This window comes from Micromonospora sp. NPDC049559 (assembly GCF_040676675.1).
GTDB lineage: Bacteria > Actinomycetota > Actinomycetes > Mycobacteriales > Micromonosporaceae > JBFAPK01.
The window spans coordinates 73,993-89,053 of record NZ_JBFAPK010000037.1 but is presented as its reverse complement, the minus strand read 5'-3'; the positions used below and the strand labels follow the sequence as shown (position 1 = coordinate 89,053).

Genomic DNA, 15,061 nt, shown 5'->3' with positions numbered 1-15,061 from the left:
CCCGCGGCGCCCCCGCCCGGCCCGCCCCCCCCGCCGCCCCCCCCCCCCCCCCCCGCCGCGGCCCGGCCCCCCCCCCCGCCCCCGGCGGGGCCCCCCCCCCCCCCGGCCGTGTGTCGAGGGCGTCCCCCGGGGGCGGGGCGTCGACACGCGTGCCGCTGCGGCCCGCCGGCCGGATCGGACCGGTCGTGCTAGATTCCGCGCGTCCTCTTCCCGTCCTCCTGTCCTCACATCCGCACGCCAGCGCCGCCGCCCACCTCCGGCGATTTTTCCGGGCCCGGCAGCCCGTCCGGGGTTCGTGCTTGCGGACAGCACGTCGAAGGTGATGAATATAAATATGACGACAGCGCCGCACACGGTGATCATTGGCGCGGGTCCGGCCGGACTCACCGCCGCGTACGAACTGACCAAGCGCAACGCCTCCGTACAGGTCTTCGAGGCCGACGACGTGGTGGGCGGGATCAGCCGTACGGTGGAGCGGGACGGTTGGCGGTTCGACATCGGCGGACACCGCTTCTTCACCAAGGTCCCGCAGGTCGAGGCGCTGTGGCACGAGATCCTGCCCGACGAGGACTTCCTGCTCCGCCCCCGGATGAGCCGCATCCACTACCGCGAGAAGCTCTTCGACTACCCCCTGAAGGCCGGCAACGCGCTGGGCAACCTGGGCGTCGTCGAGGCCGTACGCTGCGTCGGGTCGTACCTGTGGGCCCAGGTCAGGCCGCCGAAGGACCAGAGCCACTTCGAGGGCTGGGTCTCGGCGCGCTTCGGCAAGCGGCTCTACTCGATCTTCTTCAAGACCTACACCGAGAAGCTCTGGGGCATCCCCGCCACCGAGTTGCAGGCGGCCTGGGCCGCCCAACGGATCAAGAACCTCTCGCTCGCCAACGCGGTGATCAACGCGCTCATGCCGAAGCGCAACCAGAAGGACATCACCAGCCTGATCGAGGAGTTCCAGTACCCGAAGTACGGCCCCGGCATGATGTGGGAGCGCTGCGCCGAGCACGTGGCGAAGGCGGGCGGGGTCGTCACCACCAGCACCTGGGTCACCCGGGTGCACCGCGACGACAGCGGCGCGGTGGCGGTGACCGTCGGCGACAGCGAGGGCGAGCGCCGGGTCGAGGCCGACCACGTGGTCTCCACCATGCCGCTGAAGCAGTTGATCCACGCCATGGACCCGCCGGCGCCCGAACACGTACGCGCCGCGGCCGACGCGCTCAACTACCGCGACTTCCTCACCGTCGCGCTGGTCGTACCGCAGGAGGCCGGCTTCCCCGACAACTGGATCTACATCCACACCCCCGGCGTGCGGGTCGGCCGGATCCAGAACTTCGGCTCCTGGTCGCCGTACCTCGTGCAGGACGGTCACACCTGCCTCGGGCTGGAGTACTTCGTCTTCGAGGGCGACGAGCTCTGGGAGAGCGGCGACGACGACCTGGTCGCGCTCGCCACGGAGGAGCTGGAGCGGCTCAACCTGGTCGAGCCGGGCGCGGTCAGCGCCGGGTACGTGGTCCGGATGCCGAAGGCGTACCCGGTCTACGACGAGGGCTACGAGCAGGCCGTGGAGACCATCCGCGGCTGGCTGGCCGAGGCGGTGCCGAACGTCTACCCGGTCGGGCGCAACGGCATGCACCGCTACAACAACCAGGACCACTCGATGCTGACCGCGATGCTCACCGCCGAGAACATCCTCGACGGGACCACCCACGACGTGTGGCAGGTCAACGTCGAGGAGGAGTACCACGAGGAGAAGCGCCCCGGGGAGCACGGCAGCGGCCGGGCCGCGCCGGTACTGCCGAAGAAGGCGCCCCGGTGATCGGATGACCGGTCGGCTGGACCGGCTGGCCGGGGACGCGCGCCGGCTGCTGCGGCAGCACTGGGCACTGGTGCTGCTGCTGCTCGGCGGGCTCGTGCTGCGCGCGCTCGTGATGCTCGCCTACCGGCCGGCCTTCTGGTATCAGGGCGACAGCCAGAGCTACCTGGTGCTCGCCTACCGGATGGAACCCGGGACCATCCGGCCGTACGGCTACAGCCTCTTCCTGGACCTCTTCCTGGCGTTCCACTCGGTCGCCCTGATCACCGCCGTCCAGCACCTGATGGGGCTCGCCGTCGCGGTCGCGGCGTACGCCCTCCTGCGCCGCCGCGACGTCTCCCGGCTGATCTCGGCGCTCGCCGTCGCGCCGCTGGTCTTCGACGCCCGCACCGTCGTGCTGGAGCACTTCCTGCTCGCCGAGACGCTCTTCACCGCGCTGCTGACGATCGGGATGGTGGCGCTGGCCTGGAACCGGACGCCCGGTTGGCTCGGCACGCTGGTGGCGGCCGGCGTCTTCTCCTGGGCCGCCGTGACCCGCACGATCGGGCTGGTGGCGCTGGCGGTACCGCTGCTCTACCTGCTGCTGCGGCGGGTGAGCTGGCGCCGGACCGGGGTCTTCGTCGCCGTCGTCGGTACCGTCCTCGGCGGCTACGTCTTCTGGTACCACCACGTCCACGGGCAGTACTCCTTCGGCACCTTCGGCTCGCGCTTCCTCTGGGCCCGTACCACCAGCTTCGTGAACTGCGAGCGGGCCGGGTTCACCCCGCAGGAGCGGCAGCTCTGCCCGCCGCACCCGATCGAGTACCGCTGGCCGCCCGACACGTACCTCTGGAGCTGGCTGACGCCCGAGCAGAAGCGGCCCGAGTACGACGAACTCTTCGCGCGATTCGCCCGCAAGGCGGTGCTGGCCCAGCCCGGCGACTACGCCACCACCGTCGCCAGGGACACCTGGACGCTGATCCGGCCCGGACCGTACCCGGGCGAGAAGGCGCGGTGCGTCGCCGACATGTGGACCTTCCCGGCCGCCGCGCCGCAGGGCTGCCAGCCGTACCTGGCGCCGGCCGATCCGGCGACGAAGCGGTACGCCGGCCTGGTCTCGGAGCGCGACCGGAACCCGCTGACGGGGCCGCTGCACCGCTACTCCGGCCTGGCCACCGTGCCCGGTGCCGCGCTGGCGGCGCTCTGCTTCCTGCTGGCGCTCGCGCTGGCCTGCTACCGGCCCAGGTCGTCGCCCTGGCGGGAGCACCTGGACCCGCTGGCCTGGACCGGTCTGGCCTTCGGCATGATCGTCGCCTCGATCGCCACCTCGGCGATCGACCCGCGCTACGGGCTGCCGTCGATGCCGCTGGCGGTGGTCGGGGCCGCGCTGGCCTGGCGCCGCTTCCGCGTCGTACGACAGTACGGGCGGCGCGACGACGACCGACCCGTACCGGCGGGCTCGGGCGGGACCGGGCCGAGCGAGCCGGTCGCCGCCGCCGTGGGGCCGCCGAGCCGGGTCTGAGGGTACGGCGGGCGGCCGGGGGACAACCGGACCGATCGGGCCCACTAGACTCCGTGCCATGGCAAAGCCCCAGGAGAAGGTGTCGTTCGGCCAGCGGCTGAAGCAGATCGGGATGGTCTTCTCGTTCACCGCCAAACAGGACAGGTGGTTCGTACCACTTGCCATCGTGGCGGTGCTGGTCCCGCTCGCGCTCGCCGTGCTCGCGGCGCTGGTCTGGGGCTGGCAATGGTTCCCGATCGGCATCCTGGTCGCCCTGCTCGCGCTGCTCGTCGTGCTGAACCTGCGGTCGAACCGGGCCATGATGAACGCGGCCGAGGGACAGCCGGGCGCCGCCGCCTCGCTTCTGGAGAACATGCGCGGCGACTGGCGGGTCACCCCGGCCGTCAGCGCCACCACCCAGATGGACATGGTGCACCTGGTCGTCGGCCGCCCCGGCGTGATCCTCCTCGGCGAGGGGAACCCCCAGCGGGTACGCAGCCTGCTCGGACAGGAGAAGCGACGGCTCGCCAAGGTGATCGGCACCGCCCCGCTCTACGACTACGTGGTCGGCCAGGGCGAGGACGAGCTGCCGATCCGCAAGCTGCGCACCACGCTGGTCCGCCTGCCCGGCCGGCTCAAGGGCCCGGAGGTCAACGCGCTGGACAAGCGCCTCAAGGCCCTCTCGGCCCGGCCGCAGATGCCCAAGGGCGCGATCCCGAAGAACATGCGCCCGCCCAAGGGCGCCTTCCGCCAGATGCGCGGCCGGTAGTCTGAGCTGCCGCGCTCGCGCGCTTCGCGGCTGCGTCTCCGCGCTCGCGCGCTTCGCGGCGCCCCAGAGGCGGTGTCTTCCCCTCCGCGGCGGTTTCGGTGGGTGGTCGATCGCCGCGACGCGTCAGTTCAGACACCGCCGGCGCCGCTACGCACACTCGCTGAGGGGCGCGGCGCGGGCCGGGCCTGTTCGGTCGGAGCGGGCGGAAAGGCATTCCCCGCTTCTTCTCCACATCTAATGCGGTGTGGCCACAACGATTTTGATGTGGAGAAGAGGCGTGGACCGGTTTCTCGGGCGGTAGCGGGTGTTACGGCTGGCGGGGCTTGTTGTCGGCGGGGATCACGATCGAGCCGACGGCGCGGTCGTGCAGGCCCCGGCGCTGGCCGTCCATGACCAGCGGGGGTACCAGCAGGGCGAGCAGGAGGCCGCGCAGCAGCGCCCGGGCGACGCCGATACGGCCCCCGTCGGCGTACGAGACGCAGCGCAGCCGGGTGATCCACATGCCCGGGGTCTGCGCGAACAGCCCGATGAAGAGGCCGTACTCCAGGATCAGCACCAGTACGGGCGGCCAGCCGTCCCGGACTGGATCGCCGAAGAAGTTGGCGACCAGCAGGCAGAGCACCCAGTCGACGACGAGGGCGCCGAATCGCCGGGCCAGGCTCGGCGGCTCGACGGGCGACTGGGCGGGCGCGGGTGGCGCCGCGACGTCGTCGTTTCGATCTGTCACGGGGAGTTAGGTTAGCCGCGCCGGCCGGACGGACGTACGGCGGCCGGTCCGGCGGTGGCGTGCGCCGCGCCCGGCGGGCCCGGACGGGACGCGTGGCGCGGCGGGCCGGATCGCCGGCCGGCGCCGAGCCTGGTCCCCGCGCCTGGTCCGGGCCGGAGAGCCGCCCCGCCGCGCAGAAGAGGCGAATTCCGACAACCGGCATTAAGCACGCGCACGGGGTATGGTCCGAGGGTAGGAGACGCGACGGCGACCCCATCCCGCGGTGCTGACGCTCCGCTAGTGACGTAACACGGCAGAAACAGAAGAGACATGCTCGGGCAACCGCATGGCCATAGCGTCGCCAGAAGCCCAGCCACCCCGTGGACGCGCCAGGAGGACGTGTGTTCGCCAATCCCGAGGAACTCCTGCGATACCTCAAGAATGAGGACGTAAAGTTCGTCGATGTACGCTTCTGTGACCTGCCCGGCGTGATGCAGCACTTCAACCTGCCGGTCGAGTCCTTCGACGAGAGCGTTTTCACCGACGGCCTCGCCTTCGACGGATCGTCGATCCGTGGCTTCCAGGCGATCCACGAGTCGGACATGCTGCTCCTGCCCGACGTGGCCACCGCCTTCATCGACCCCTTCCGGGCGCAGAAGACCCTGGCCCTCAACTTCTTCATCCACGACCCGTTCACCCGGGAGGCGTACTCGCGCGACCCGCGCAACGTCGCCAAGAAGGCGGAGTCGTACCTCGCGGCCAGCGGCATCGCGGACACGGCCTACTTCGGCCCGGAGGCGGAGTTCTACATCTTCGACTCCATCCGGCACGAGACCTCGGCGAACCAGTCCTACTACTACATCGACTCCATCGAGGGCTGGTGGAACACCGGTCGCGAGGAGGAGGGCGGCAACCGGGGCTACAAGACCGCCTACAAGGGCGGCTACTTCCCGGTACCGCCGGTGGACCACTACGCCGACCTGCGGGACGCGATCGTCCGTCGGCTGGTCGACACCGGCTTCACCGTGGAGCGCGCGCACCACGAGGTCGGCACCGCCGGCCAGGCTGAGATCAACTACAAGTTCTCGACCCTGCTGCACGCCGGCGACCAGTTGCAGCTCTTCAAGTACATCGTGAAGAACACGGCCTGGGCCAACGGCAAGACCGCGACCTTCATGCCCAAGCCGCTCTTCGGCGACAACGGCTCGGGCATGCACACCCACCAGAGCCTCTGGCTGAACGGCGAGCCGCTCTTCTACGACGAGACCGGCTACGCGGGCCTGTCGGACACCGCGCGCTGGTACATCGGCGGCCTACTGCACCACGCGCCGTCGCTGCTCGCCTTCACCAACCCGACGGTCAACTCGTACCGCCGCCTGGTGCCGGGCTTCGAGGCGCCGGTGAACCTGGTCTACTCGCAGCGCAACCGCTCCGCCTGCACCCGCATCCCGGTGACCGGCAGCAACGCGAAGGCCAAGCGGGTCGAGTTCCGGGTGCCGGACCCCTCGGCGAACGTCTACCTCGCCTTCTCGGCGATGCTGATGGCCGGCCTCGACGGCATCAAGAGCAAGATCGAGCCGCCGGAGCCGATCGACAAGGACCTCTACGACCTCCCGCCGGAGGAGTGGGGTTCGGTCAAGCAGGTGCCGGGCTCGCTCCCCGAGGTGCTGGACTCGCTGGAGGCCGACCACGACTTCCTGCTGGAGGGCGGCGTCTTCACGCCGGACCTGATCTCGACCTGGATCGACTGGAAGCGGACCAACGAGGTCGACCCGGTCCGCCTGCGGCCGACCCCGCACGAGTTCGCGATGTACTACGACGTCTGAGCCTCGACTCAGCAGCACCACCGGGCCGGTCCGCAGCGCGCGGGCCGGCCCGTTCGGCTTCGCCACCGGCGCCGACGCGGGGGCCGAGGGCGGCCGGCCGGTCGGGGGGCCGACCACCGGCCGGCTCAGCGGTCCGGACAGAACGGACCCGCCGCCGTCAGGCTCCCGCTGAGCACGTACCGGCCCGGCTGCGACACCCGTACGGTGGTCCACTCCCCCTGCGGCGCCAGGCAGCCGGGCCGGACCACCGCCCGCGAGCCGGCCACCCCGACCGGGCCGACCGGACCGGTCGGCCCGGTCAGGCGCAGCCAGCGCGACCAGCGCACCCGCACCAGGACCTCGCCCGCGCCCGCCGGCGCGTCGAAGGTGACGCCCGCCGCGTCCGCCGCCACCAGTTCGGCGCCGGCCACGATCGACGTCGGCTCCGCGACGGCGTAGAGGGTCCAGTCCCCGCCCCGCCACACCGGGGTCAGGTACGGCAGGCCGGCCCGGACCAGCTCCGCCTCGCGCCGGCCCACCCAGGACGGTTTCGCTCCGGCCAGCGCCACGTACCCGACGCCGTTGTCGCGCAGCCAGGCGGCGTACGAGTCGGCGTCGACGCTGCCGTCCAGGAAGAGCCGGTGGTACGCCTGGTCGGCCTGGCGCAGCCAGCCCCGGGCCAGCGGGGCGGCCTCGGGCACGTACGCCGCCTCCCAGTAGTTCGCGGTCGGCACCACCTCGACCCGGGCGGGCCCGCGGCGGCGCAGTTCGTCCAGGAGCGGCCGGAAGTAGCCCCGGGCGGCGGTCGGGTCCCCGGCGGCGCGCAGGTCGGCGACCGAGACCGGCGGCTGCCAGACCGCGAGCACCGCCAGCAGCGCCGCGAGCGCCCACGCCCCGCCGGAACGGCCGAGCCGGCGGGCCAGGACGGCCGGCGGCGGCGCGTACCCGACCAGCACCGGGAGCGTGAACATCGCGGCCAGCCGGGTCGCGTTCAGCCCGACCGGGGTGTGTACCGCGCAGGCCGCCGCCACGCCCAGCGTCGCGAGGAGCGCGCCGGCCCGTACCGGCCGCAGCGGCACCAGCAGCGCGACGGCGAGGCTGGCGGTCCCGGCGCGGGCCGCGTCGAGCAGGCTGATGTTCATCCAGCCGCCCGCACCGAAGCCGAATCCCAGCCCGGCCACCGGCACCGCGGCGGCGAGCGCCAGCAGCAGCCCGTCGACCGCCCGTCCCTGCCCGGACCGCCGCCCGGCCGGTGACCTCGATACAGCCCCGAGCACCAGCGCCGCGCCGGCCAACCCGGCGAAGAGCCCGGCGACCGGGCTGGCGGCCCCGGCGAGCACCGCCGCCGGCAGCGCTGTCGCGAGCCGCGGCCCGCGCCGGGCCAGCGTGAGCGCGAGCAGGGCGAGCAGCCCGAACGCCACCCCGATCGCGTAGGTGACCCGGCCGGAGACCAGGTTGCCGGCGATACAGACCGCGCCGAGCAGCGCGGCCGGCAGCGGCCGGCGGGCGGCGGTACGGACCAGCAGCAGCGCGAACGCGACGGCGGCGACGAGCAGCGCCAGCGCACCGGCGATCCGGGGGCCGAGGGTGCCGGGCCCCAGCCAGCTCATCAGCGGCGGGGTGAGCGGGCTGTAGCCGTACGGCGAGACGCCGCCGTACCAGCCGAAGTCGACCGGGGCGGCGCCGTGCCGGTGGAAGAACGAGGCGCGGGCGACCTGGGCCGAGAGGTCGGTACCGAGCGGCGGGGCGGCCAGGAACGCCGCCGCGCAGCCGAGCGCCAGCAGGCCGGCCGTCAGGGTGACCCGGGCGGGCCGGATCGCCGCCCGACCGGTTCCGGCCGGCGGGGTCGCGGCCGGCGCCGCCCCGCCGCGTGCCGTGCGGGCCGCGTCGGGGACCGGGACCGCGCCGGCCCGGTCAGGCATCGAGTACCCGCTCCACGGCCGCGCGGGAGCGCCGCGCGGTGCGCAGGTACTCGTCGAGGAACTCACCCGGGTCGTGCCCGCCGAGCAGCCGGACCACCCCGGCCAGCTCGACTCCGTGTCGGGGCAGCTGGTCCCCGGCCCGGCCCCGGACCAGCATCAGCGCGTTGCGTACCTGGGCGGCCAGCCGCCAGCCCGCCGCCATCGCCGCCGCGTCCGCCGCCTCGATCAGCCCGGCGTCGCGGGCGGCGGCGAGCGCGTCGAGCGTACGGGTGCTGCGCAGCGCCGGCACGTGCCCGCCGTGGCGCAGCTGCACGAGCTGTACCGCCCACTCGACGTCGGCCAGCCCGCCCCGGCCGAGCTTGGTGTGGGTGGCCGGGTCGGCGCCCCGGGGCAGCCGCTCGGTCTCCACCCGCGCCTTGATCCGCCGGATCTCGACCACCTGCTCGCGGGTCAGCCCCCGCCGCGGGTAGCGCACCGGGTTGGCGATCTCCTCGAAGGCGCGCCCCAGCTCGGCGTCGCCGCAGACGAACCGGGCCCGCAGCAGCGCCTGCGCCTCCCAGACCCGGGACCAGCGGGCGTAGTACTGCGCGTACGCGGCGAGGCTGCGCACCAGCGGACCCTGCCGCCCCTCCGGCCGCAGGTCGGCGTCGACGCCGAGCGGCGGGTCGGGCGCCGGCATGCCGAGCAGCCGGCGCAGCTCCTCGGCGATGGCGTGCGCCGCGGCGCTGGCGGCGTCCTCGGCCACTCCGCTCGGGGGCTCGTAGACGAAGAGCACGTCGGCGTCGGAGAGGTAGTTCATCTCGTACCCGCCGAGCCGGCCCATGCCGATGACCGCGAAGCGCAGCCCCGGCGGGCCGGGGTGGGTCGCCCGGGCGGCCTGGAGCGCGGCGGCGAGGGTCGCGTCGGTGACCGCCGAGAGCGCCGCGCCGAGGACGTCGATGTCCAGCGTCGCGGCGGCGGCGGTTCCGGCGGTCGGGTTCGCGGCGCCCAGCCCGGTGGCGGCGCCGCCCGTCCCCGGCCCGACCGGGGCCAGCGATCCGGCGTGGCGCAGCACGTCGGCGCAGGCCAGCCGGAACAGTTCGCGCCGGCGCAGCGCCCGTACGGCGCGGATCGCCTCGGCCGGGTCCGTCGGGCTGGCCCCGCCGCCGGCCAGGTGCCGGTTGGCCGCCGCCGCGAACCCCTCGCAGAGCACCTCGGCGGAGCGCGGGGTCAGCTCGGCGTCCTGGGCGAGCAGCCGCAGCGCCTCCGGGTCGCGGGCGAGCAGGTCGGCCACGTAGCGGGAGAGCGCCAGCTCGCGGGCGAGCCGCCGGGCCACCGGACCCTCGTCGCGCAGCAACCGCAGGTACCAGGGGGTGCCGCCGAGCTTGTCCGAGACGCGGCGGTAGTTCAGCAGGCCGCGGTCGGGCTCGGGCGCGTCGGCGAACTCCTGCAGCAGTACGGGCAGCAGCGTGCGCTGGATCGCGGCGGTACGGGTCACCCCGCCGGTGAGCGCCTCCAGGTGCCGCAGCGCCCCGGACGGGTCGGCGAAGCCGAGGATCTCCAGCCGGTGCCGGGCCGCCTCGGGAGTCATCCGCAGCCCGTCCGCCGGTACCCGGGCCACCGCCTCCAGCAGCGGGCGGTAGAGCAGCTTGGCGTGCAGCCGGCGTACCTCGGTGGCGTGGGCGACCCACTCGGCGCGGAACGCCTCGACCGCGTCCTGGGCCGGGGTGGCGGTGTAGCCGAGCGCGTGCGCCAGCCAGCGCAGCGCGGCCGGGTCGGTCGGTACGGTGTGCGTGCGGCGCAGCCCCTGCAACTGCAGCCGGTGCTCGACGGCGCGCAGGAAGCGGTAGCCGCGCAGCAGCGCCTCGCCGTCGGCGCGGCCGACGTAGCCGCCGGCGACGAGCGCCCGCAGCGCCGGGATGGTGCCGGGTTCGCGCAGCGACTCGTCGATCCGGCCGTGCACCAGCTGGAGCACCTGGACGGCGAACTCGATGTCGCGCAGCCCGCCCGGCCCGCGCTTGATCTCGCGTTCCAGCTCGCGCGGCGGGATGTTGTCGAGGATCTTGCGCCGCATGGCCCGGATGTCGTCGACGGCCTCCGGGCGCTCGGCGGCCCGCCACAGCAGCGGCGCGAGCTGGCCGATCCACTCCTCGGCCAGCGCGGTGTCCCCGGCCGCCGGCCGGGCCTTGAGCAGCGCCTGGAACTCCCAGGTGCGGGCCCAGCGGCGGTAGTAGGCGAGGTGGCTGGCGAGGGTACGCACCAGCGGGCCGCGGTTGCCCTCGGGGCGCAGCGCGGCATCCACCGGCCAGGCGACCAGCCCGCAGATGTGGATCAGCCGGGTGGCGACCGCGGTGCCGGCGGTCAGGTCCTCGTCGGCGGCCGCCACGAAGATCACGTCGACGTCGGAGACGTAGTTGAGTTCCACGCCCCCGCACTTGCCCATCGCCACCACGGCCAGCCGCGGTGGCGGCGTACCGGCGGGCAGCTCGGCGACGGCGATCCGGTACGCGGCGGCCAGGGTGGCGTCGGCCAGCGCGGAGAGCGCCGCCATCGTCTGCTCCAGGCCCTGTCCGCCGGTCAGGTCGGCCGCCGCGACGCGCAGCAGGGCGAGCCGGTACGCCTGCCGCAGCGCGGGGATCGACATCGGCTCGCCGGCCGCCGGCGCCGCGTCCGGTCCGGGCTCCGGTTCGAGCGTCCCGTCGGCCAGCGGCGCCCGCCCGTCCGTGGTCGCCAGCGCCCGCCAGTGCCCCGGGTTGGCCACCAGGTGGTCGCCGAGCGCGGAGGAGGCCCCGAGTACGGCGATCAGCCGGCGGCGCAGCCCCGGATCGGTACGCAGCGCGGCCAGCAGCGGCGAGCCCGCCGCCCCGGGGCCGTCCGCCGTCGCGCCGATGCCGCTCGCGGGTGGTCCTGGGGAGCCCGCCGCCCCGGTGGCTCCGCGCCCGGTCGCCCCGGTGGCCCCGTGCTCGGTCGCCCCGGTGCGCCCTTCGGCCTCGACGACGCGGTGCAGCTGGCGCAGCGCCAGGTCCGGGTCGGCGGCCCGGGACAGGGCCTTGAGCAGCTCGGCGGCGTCGCCGGCCGGCTCCTGTCGGGCCGGATCCCAGAGGCCGAGCCCGTCGGGACCGAGCAGGTCGGCCGCCCGGGCCCCGCCGTCGCCGTCGGCCACCCCGAAGCCGTACCGGGCGAGCCGGCCGCGGGCGCTCGTCGGTCTGGTCATCCGGTCCCCTAGTGGCCGAGCAGCGGCAGGTCGCGGCGCGGCGCGGCCCCCTCCAGCTGCCCCTGGGCGAGCGCGGCGAAGCGCACCGCGAACGGCTGCCAGACCTCCTCGACGTCGGGCATCACCGCCGCGCAGGCGGCGACCACCCGCTCGGGGTCGTAGCCCAGCTCGGCCAGGAGCGCCGAGTCGGCCGCCCAGGCGGCGATCATTTCGGTGTCGCACTCGATGTGGAACTGCAGCCCCCAGGCCCGGTCCCCCATCCGGAACGCCTGGTTCGGGTAGCGGGTGGAGGCGGCCAGCAGTACCGCGCCGTGCGGCAGCTCGGTGATCTCGTCGGAGTGCCACTGGAAGACGTCGGGCATCAGCGGGACCCACTTGAACAGCGGGTCGCCGTCGGCCGCGTCCCGCTTGCCGACCAGCCCGGGACCGACCTCCGGGCCGGCGGTGCTGCGCTCGACCGTACCGGCGTGCGCGGTGGCGAGCAGCTGCGCGCCGAGGCAGACCCCGAGGGTCGGCACCCGACGGCGTACCGCCTTGCGCAGCAACGCCTCCAGGGCGGGGAACCAGGGCGCTCCCGGGGTGCCGTCCGGCCCCGGGTACGCCTGCTGCTCGCCGCCGAGCACGACGAACGCCGCGAAGCCGTCCAGCTCCTCCGGCAGGGCCTCGCCCGCGTACGGGCGCAGGACCCGCAGTTCCAGTCCGGCCTCGGTCAGCCACTCCCCCAACCGGCGCGCGTCGTCCGTCGGGTCATTCTCGATCACCAGCGCGGTTGCCACGGTGTCGAGGCTAGTCGGTGCCGTCCGGTCGCCCCGATAGGCTCCGTTCGCGCGTGATCCGCGACGGGTCCGCGCGCGGTCCGCGCGATTCCGGGCGTGGTCCGCGACGAGCGAGGAGGCCCGTGTGACCCTGGATCCGGCCGTACGCCCGCCCGCCCTGCGCCCCGGCGACGCGGTGATGCTGGTGTCGCCCTCCGGACCGACCCGCCCCGAGCGGGTGGCCCGCGGCGTGGAGCTGCTCACCGGCTGGGGGCTGCGACCGGTCCTCGCGCCGCACGTGTACGAGCGGCAGGGCTACCTCGCCGGCGACGACGCGACCCGGGCGGAGGACGTCAACCGGGCCTTCGCCGATCCGGAGATCCGCGGCGTGCTCTGCACCCGGGGCGGGTACGGCGCGCAGCGGATGGTCGACGCGATCGACATGGCGGCGGTACGGCGCGACCCGAAGGTGGTGGCCGGTTTCTCCGACATCACCGCCCTGCAACTGGCGCTCTGGCGGGGCGCCCGGCTCGCCACCGTGCACGGCCCGGGGATGGCCTGGCTCGACGACCGTACGCCGCTGCGCTCGGCGGAGGCGCTGCACGCGGCGCTGACCACCACCGAGCCGGTGACGGTGGCGCGGGTGGAGACCGAGGAGACGGCCGACGTGCTGGTGCCCGGTACCGCCACCGGCCCGTTGATCGGCGGCAACCTCTGCCTGATCGTCTCCTCCCTCGGCACCCCGGACATGCCCGACCTGACCGGCGCGATCCTGCTGGTCGAGGACGTGGCGGAGGCGCCGTACCGGGTCGACCGGATGCTCACGCAGCTGCGCCGCTCGGGGGCGCTCGCGAAGCTCGCCGGAGTGGCGGTGGGCCAGTTCACCAACTGCGCCGACGAGTGGCCGGTCAGCGTCGCCGACGTGCTCACCGACCGCCTCGGCGACCTGGGCGTACCGGTCCTCGGCGGCCTGCCGATCGGGCACGGCACCGGCCAGCTCACCGTCCCGGTGGGGGTACCGGCGACGCTGGACACGGCCGCCGGCACGCTGACCGTCAGCCCGGCCGTTCAGTAACGGTTCAGGCGCGGCATCGGACAAGCGGTGCGACGGCGGCGCCAATCCGGCCCATTTGTCCAAGATTCTCAGCATCGTCCCAGCTGAACCGGCGCTTCGGCACAGGCTCGTCCGGCAGCATCGGGCCTTCATCCGCACCACGAGGAACCTGGAGATCCGATGCACCGCCCGATTTCACGCAAGACCACGTTGGCCGGCCTGGCGGCGGCCGGGGTACTCGGCCTGGGGATCGCGGCGCCGGCGATGGCGTTCGCCTCCGACGGCTCTCCGGCGCCGTCCGGATCGAGCAGCCCGGCGGCCCGGTCGACCGCCTCCCCGTCGACCGCGCAGGGCCAGCGGGGCGAGGGCTTCGCCGCCGCGCTCGCCAAGGAACTCGGCGTGAGCCAGGACAAGGTCACCGCCGCCCTCCAGCAGCTGCGCGACCAGCACCGGGCCGACCACAAGCCCGACGCCGGCACGAAGACCGACCGCACCGCCCAGCTCAAGCAGCGCCTCGACCAGGCCGTCAAGGACGGCAAGCTCACCCAGGCCGAGGCGGACGCCGTCACCAAGGCGATCGACGCCGGCGTGCTCCCCGGTCGGGGCTGGTGGGGTGGCCAGTGGCAGCACCGTACCGGCGGGCCGCAGGGCCAGTCCGGCGGGTCCGACCAGCGGGGCAGCGCGCAGGACAGGTCCGGTCGGTGGGCCGGGCACGGGCAGTGGCGCGACCACGGTCAGCGGCGCGACGCGGACCGGTCCGGGTTCGCCGCCGCGCTCGCCAAGGAACTCGGCGTGAGCCAGGACAAGGTCACCGCCGCCCTGCAGAAGCTGCGCGACCAGCACCGGGCCGACCACAAGCCCGACGCCGGTACGAAGACCGACCGCACCGCCCAGCTCAAGCAGCGTCTCGACCAGGCCGTCAAGGACGGCAAGCTCACCCAGGCCGAGGCGGACGCCGTCACCAAGGCGGTCCAGACCCTCGCCGCCCAGTGGCAGCACGCCCGGACGAAGTGACGCGCGGAGTCGCCGCCGGTTCCCGTTCTTACCGGGGCCGGCGGCGTCGCCGTGCGCGCCCCCGCCCGGGTCAGGCGTCCTGGCCGGCGGGCGGGACGTAGACCGCGAAGTGGTTCCCGGCCGGGTCGAGCAGGTGCGCGAAGACCAGTTGGCCGTTGTCCTGCGGCGGTACCAGCACCTTGCCGCCGGCCGCCTCCGCCCGCCGGCAGGTCTCCGACACGTCGTCCACCACCACGTAGAAGACCGCGTAGCCCGGCATCTTCCCGCCGGTCGGAAGGATCCCGCCGCCGATGCCGCCCTCGGCCGGAGTGGTGATCATCCGGTACGAACTGTCGTCGCCCTCGGTGTCGGCGGCGAAGGTCCAGCCGAACAGTTCCCCGTAGAACCGCTCCGCGGCGGCCGGGTCCTCCGTACCGATCTCGAACCAGCCGATGCCGTTGGTCATCGTGGACATGACGCATCCCCTTCCGGGCCGGTCCCCCGACCGGCGCCTCGGCCAAGAGCCTCGCCGCGCACGGCGACAACCCGCTGTCGGTGTTTCGCCGGCGATCGGGTG

General features: G+C 74.2%; 10 protein-coding genes and 1 pseudogene. 6 read left to right on the top strand and 5 right to left on the bottom strand.

Going from position 1 to position 15,061, the window contains the following annotated elements:
* Positions 1-334: 334 nt before the first annotated feature.
* Genes AB0J86_RS30895 through AB0J86_RS30885 form a run of 3 tightly spaced genes read left to right on the top strand, consistent with a single transcriptional unit; the run spans position 335 to position 4,056 of the window.
* Positions 335-1,810: an NAD(P)/FAD-dependent oxidoreductase gene (locus tag AB0J86_RS30895; RefSeq protein ID WP_363861175.1), complete on the top strand. Its 1,476-nt coding sequence runs from the start codon at positions 335-337 to the stop codon at positions 1,808-1,810.
* 4 nt (positions 1,811-1,814) lie between these two features.
* Positions 1,815-3,308, top strand: coding sequence for a hypothetical protein (locus AB0J86_RS30890; protein ID WP_363861174.1), 1,494 nt, complete (start codon positions 1,815-1,817; stop codon positions 3,306-3,308).
* Between the two features lie 58 nt (positions 3,309-3,366).
* Entirely contained in the window at positions 3,367-4,056 is a 690-nt protein-coding gene (locus AB0J86_RS30885; RefSeq protein WP_363861173.1) for a DUF4191 domain-containing protein, read from the top strand.
* Between the two features lie 307 nt (positions 4,057-4,363).
* Here AB0J86_RS30885 and AB0J86_RS30880 read toward each other — a convergent pair whose 3' ends face one another.
* Entirely contained in the window at positions 4,364-4,714 is a 351-nt protein-coding gene (locus AB0J86_RS30880) for an RDD family protein (protein ID WP_363861179.1), read from the bottom strand.
* 449 nt (positions 4,715-5,163) lie between these two features.
* On the opposite strand from AB0J86_RS30880, the gene glnA reads away from it, so the two are divergent.
* Positions 5,164-6,588, top strand: a complete 1,425-nt coding sequence (gene glnA, locus AB0J86_RS30875) for a type I glutamate--ammonia ligase (protein ID WP_363861172.1) — start codon at positions 5,164-5,166, stop codon at positions 6,586-6,588.
* A 125-nt stretch (positions 6,589-6,713) separates the two neighbouring features.
* Here glnA and AB0J86_RS30870 read toward each other — a convergent pair whose 3' ends face one another.
* From AB0J86_RS30870 to AB0J86_RS30860, 3 genes are read right to left on the bottom strand one after another with little or no spacing between them, the layout of a single operon-like run.
* Positions 6,714-8,489: a hypothetical protein gene (locus tag AB0J86_RS30870; protein ID WP_363861171.1), complete on the bottom strand. Its 1,776-nt coding sequence runs from the start codon at positions 8,487-8,489 to the stop codon at positions 6,714-6,716.
* On the bottom strand, positions 8,482-11,682 hold the full coding sequence (locus tag AB0J86_RS30865; protein ID WP_363861170.1) for a bifunctional [glutamine synthetase] adenylyltransferase/[glutamine synthetase]-adenylyl-L-tyrosine phosphorylase: 3,201 nt from the start codon (positions 11,680-11,682) through the stop codon (positions 8,482-8,484). The genes AB0J86_RS30870 and AB0J86_RS30865 overlap by 8 nt, the downstream gene beginning before the upstream one ends.
* Positions 11,683-11,690: 8 nt before the next feature.
* On the bottom strand, positions 11,691-12,458 hold the full coding sequence (locus AB0J86_RS30860; RefSeq protein WP_363861169.1) for a type 1 glutamine amidotransferase: 768 nt from the start codon (positions 12,456-12,458) through the stop codon (positions 11,691-11,693).
* Between the two features lie 178 nt (positions 12,459-12,636).
* Between AB0J86_RS30860 and AB0J86_RS30855 the strand changes: the two genes are divergently transcribed.
* Together AB0J86_RS30855 and AB0J86_RS30850 are read left to right on the top strand one after the other, a co-directional pair.
* A complete protein-coding gene (locus AB0J86_RS30855; RefSeq protein ID WP_363861178.1) occupies positions 12,637-13,512 on the top strand; it encodes an LD-carboxypeptidase in 876 nt (291 codons plus the stop codon).
* Positions 13,513-13,671: 159 nt separating this feature from the next.
* Positions 13,672-14,109: pseudogene (locus AB0J86_RS30850) on the top strand (hypothetical protein); the annotation flags it as partial.
* A 466-nt stretch (positions 14,110-14,575) separates the two neighbouring features.
* Here AB0J86_RS30850 and AB0J86_RS30845 read toward each other — a convergent pair.
* Positions 14,576-14,959 carry a VOC family protein gene (locus AB0J86_RS30845; protein ID WP_363861168.1) on the bottom strand — a complete coding sequence of 128 codons (384 nt, stop codon included), beginning with the start codon at positions 14,957-14,959 and terminating at the stop codon, positions 14,576-14,578.
* Positions 14,960-15,061: the final 102 nt, after the last annotated feature.

What these genes read in the sequence shown, in the direction of transcription:
- AB0J86_RS30845 (WP_363861168.1), bottom strand. Translation starts at nt 14,959, where the DNA reads ATGTCCACGATGACCAACGGCATCGGCTGGTTCGAGATCGGTACGGAG.
- AB0J86_RS30870 (WP_363861171.1), bottom strand. Translation starts at nt 8,489, where the DNA reads ATGCCTGACCGGGCCGGCGCGGTCCCGGTCCCCGACGCGGCCCGCACG.
- AB0J86_RS30865 (WP_363861170.1), bottom strand. Translation starts at nt 11,682, where the DNA reads ATGACCAGACCGACGAGCGCCCGCGGCCGGCTCGCCCGGTACGGCTTC.
- AB0J86_RS30855 (WP_363861178.1), top strand. Translation starts at nt 12,637, where the DNA reads ATGCTGGTGTCGCCCTCCGGACCGACCCGCCCCGAGCGGGTGGCCCGC.
- AB0J86_RS30895 (WP_363861175.1), top strand. Translation starts at nt 335, where the DNA reads ATGACGACAGCGCCGCACACGGTGATCATTGGCGCGGGTCCGGCCGGA.
- AB0J86_RS30890 (WP_363861174.1), top strand. Translation starts at nt 1,815, where the DNA reads ATGACCGGTCGGCTGGACCGGCTGGCCGGGGACGCGCGCCGGCTGCTG.
- AB0J86_RS30885 (WP_363861173.1), top strand. Translation starts at nt 3,367, where the DNA reads ATGGCAAAGCCCCAGGAGAAGGTGTCGTTCGGCCAGCGGCTGAAGCAG.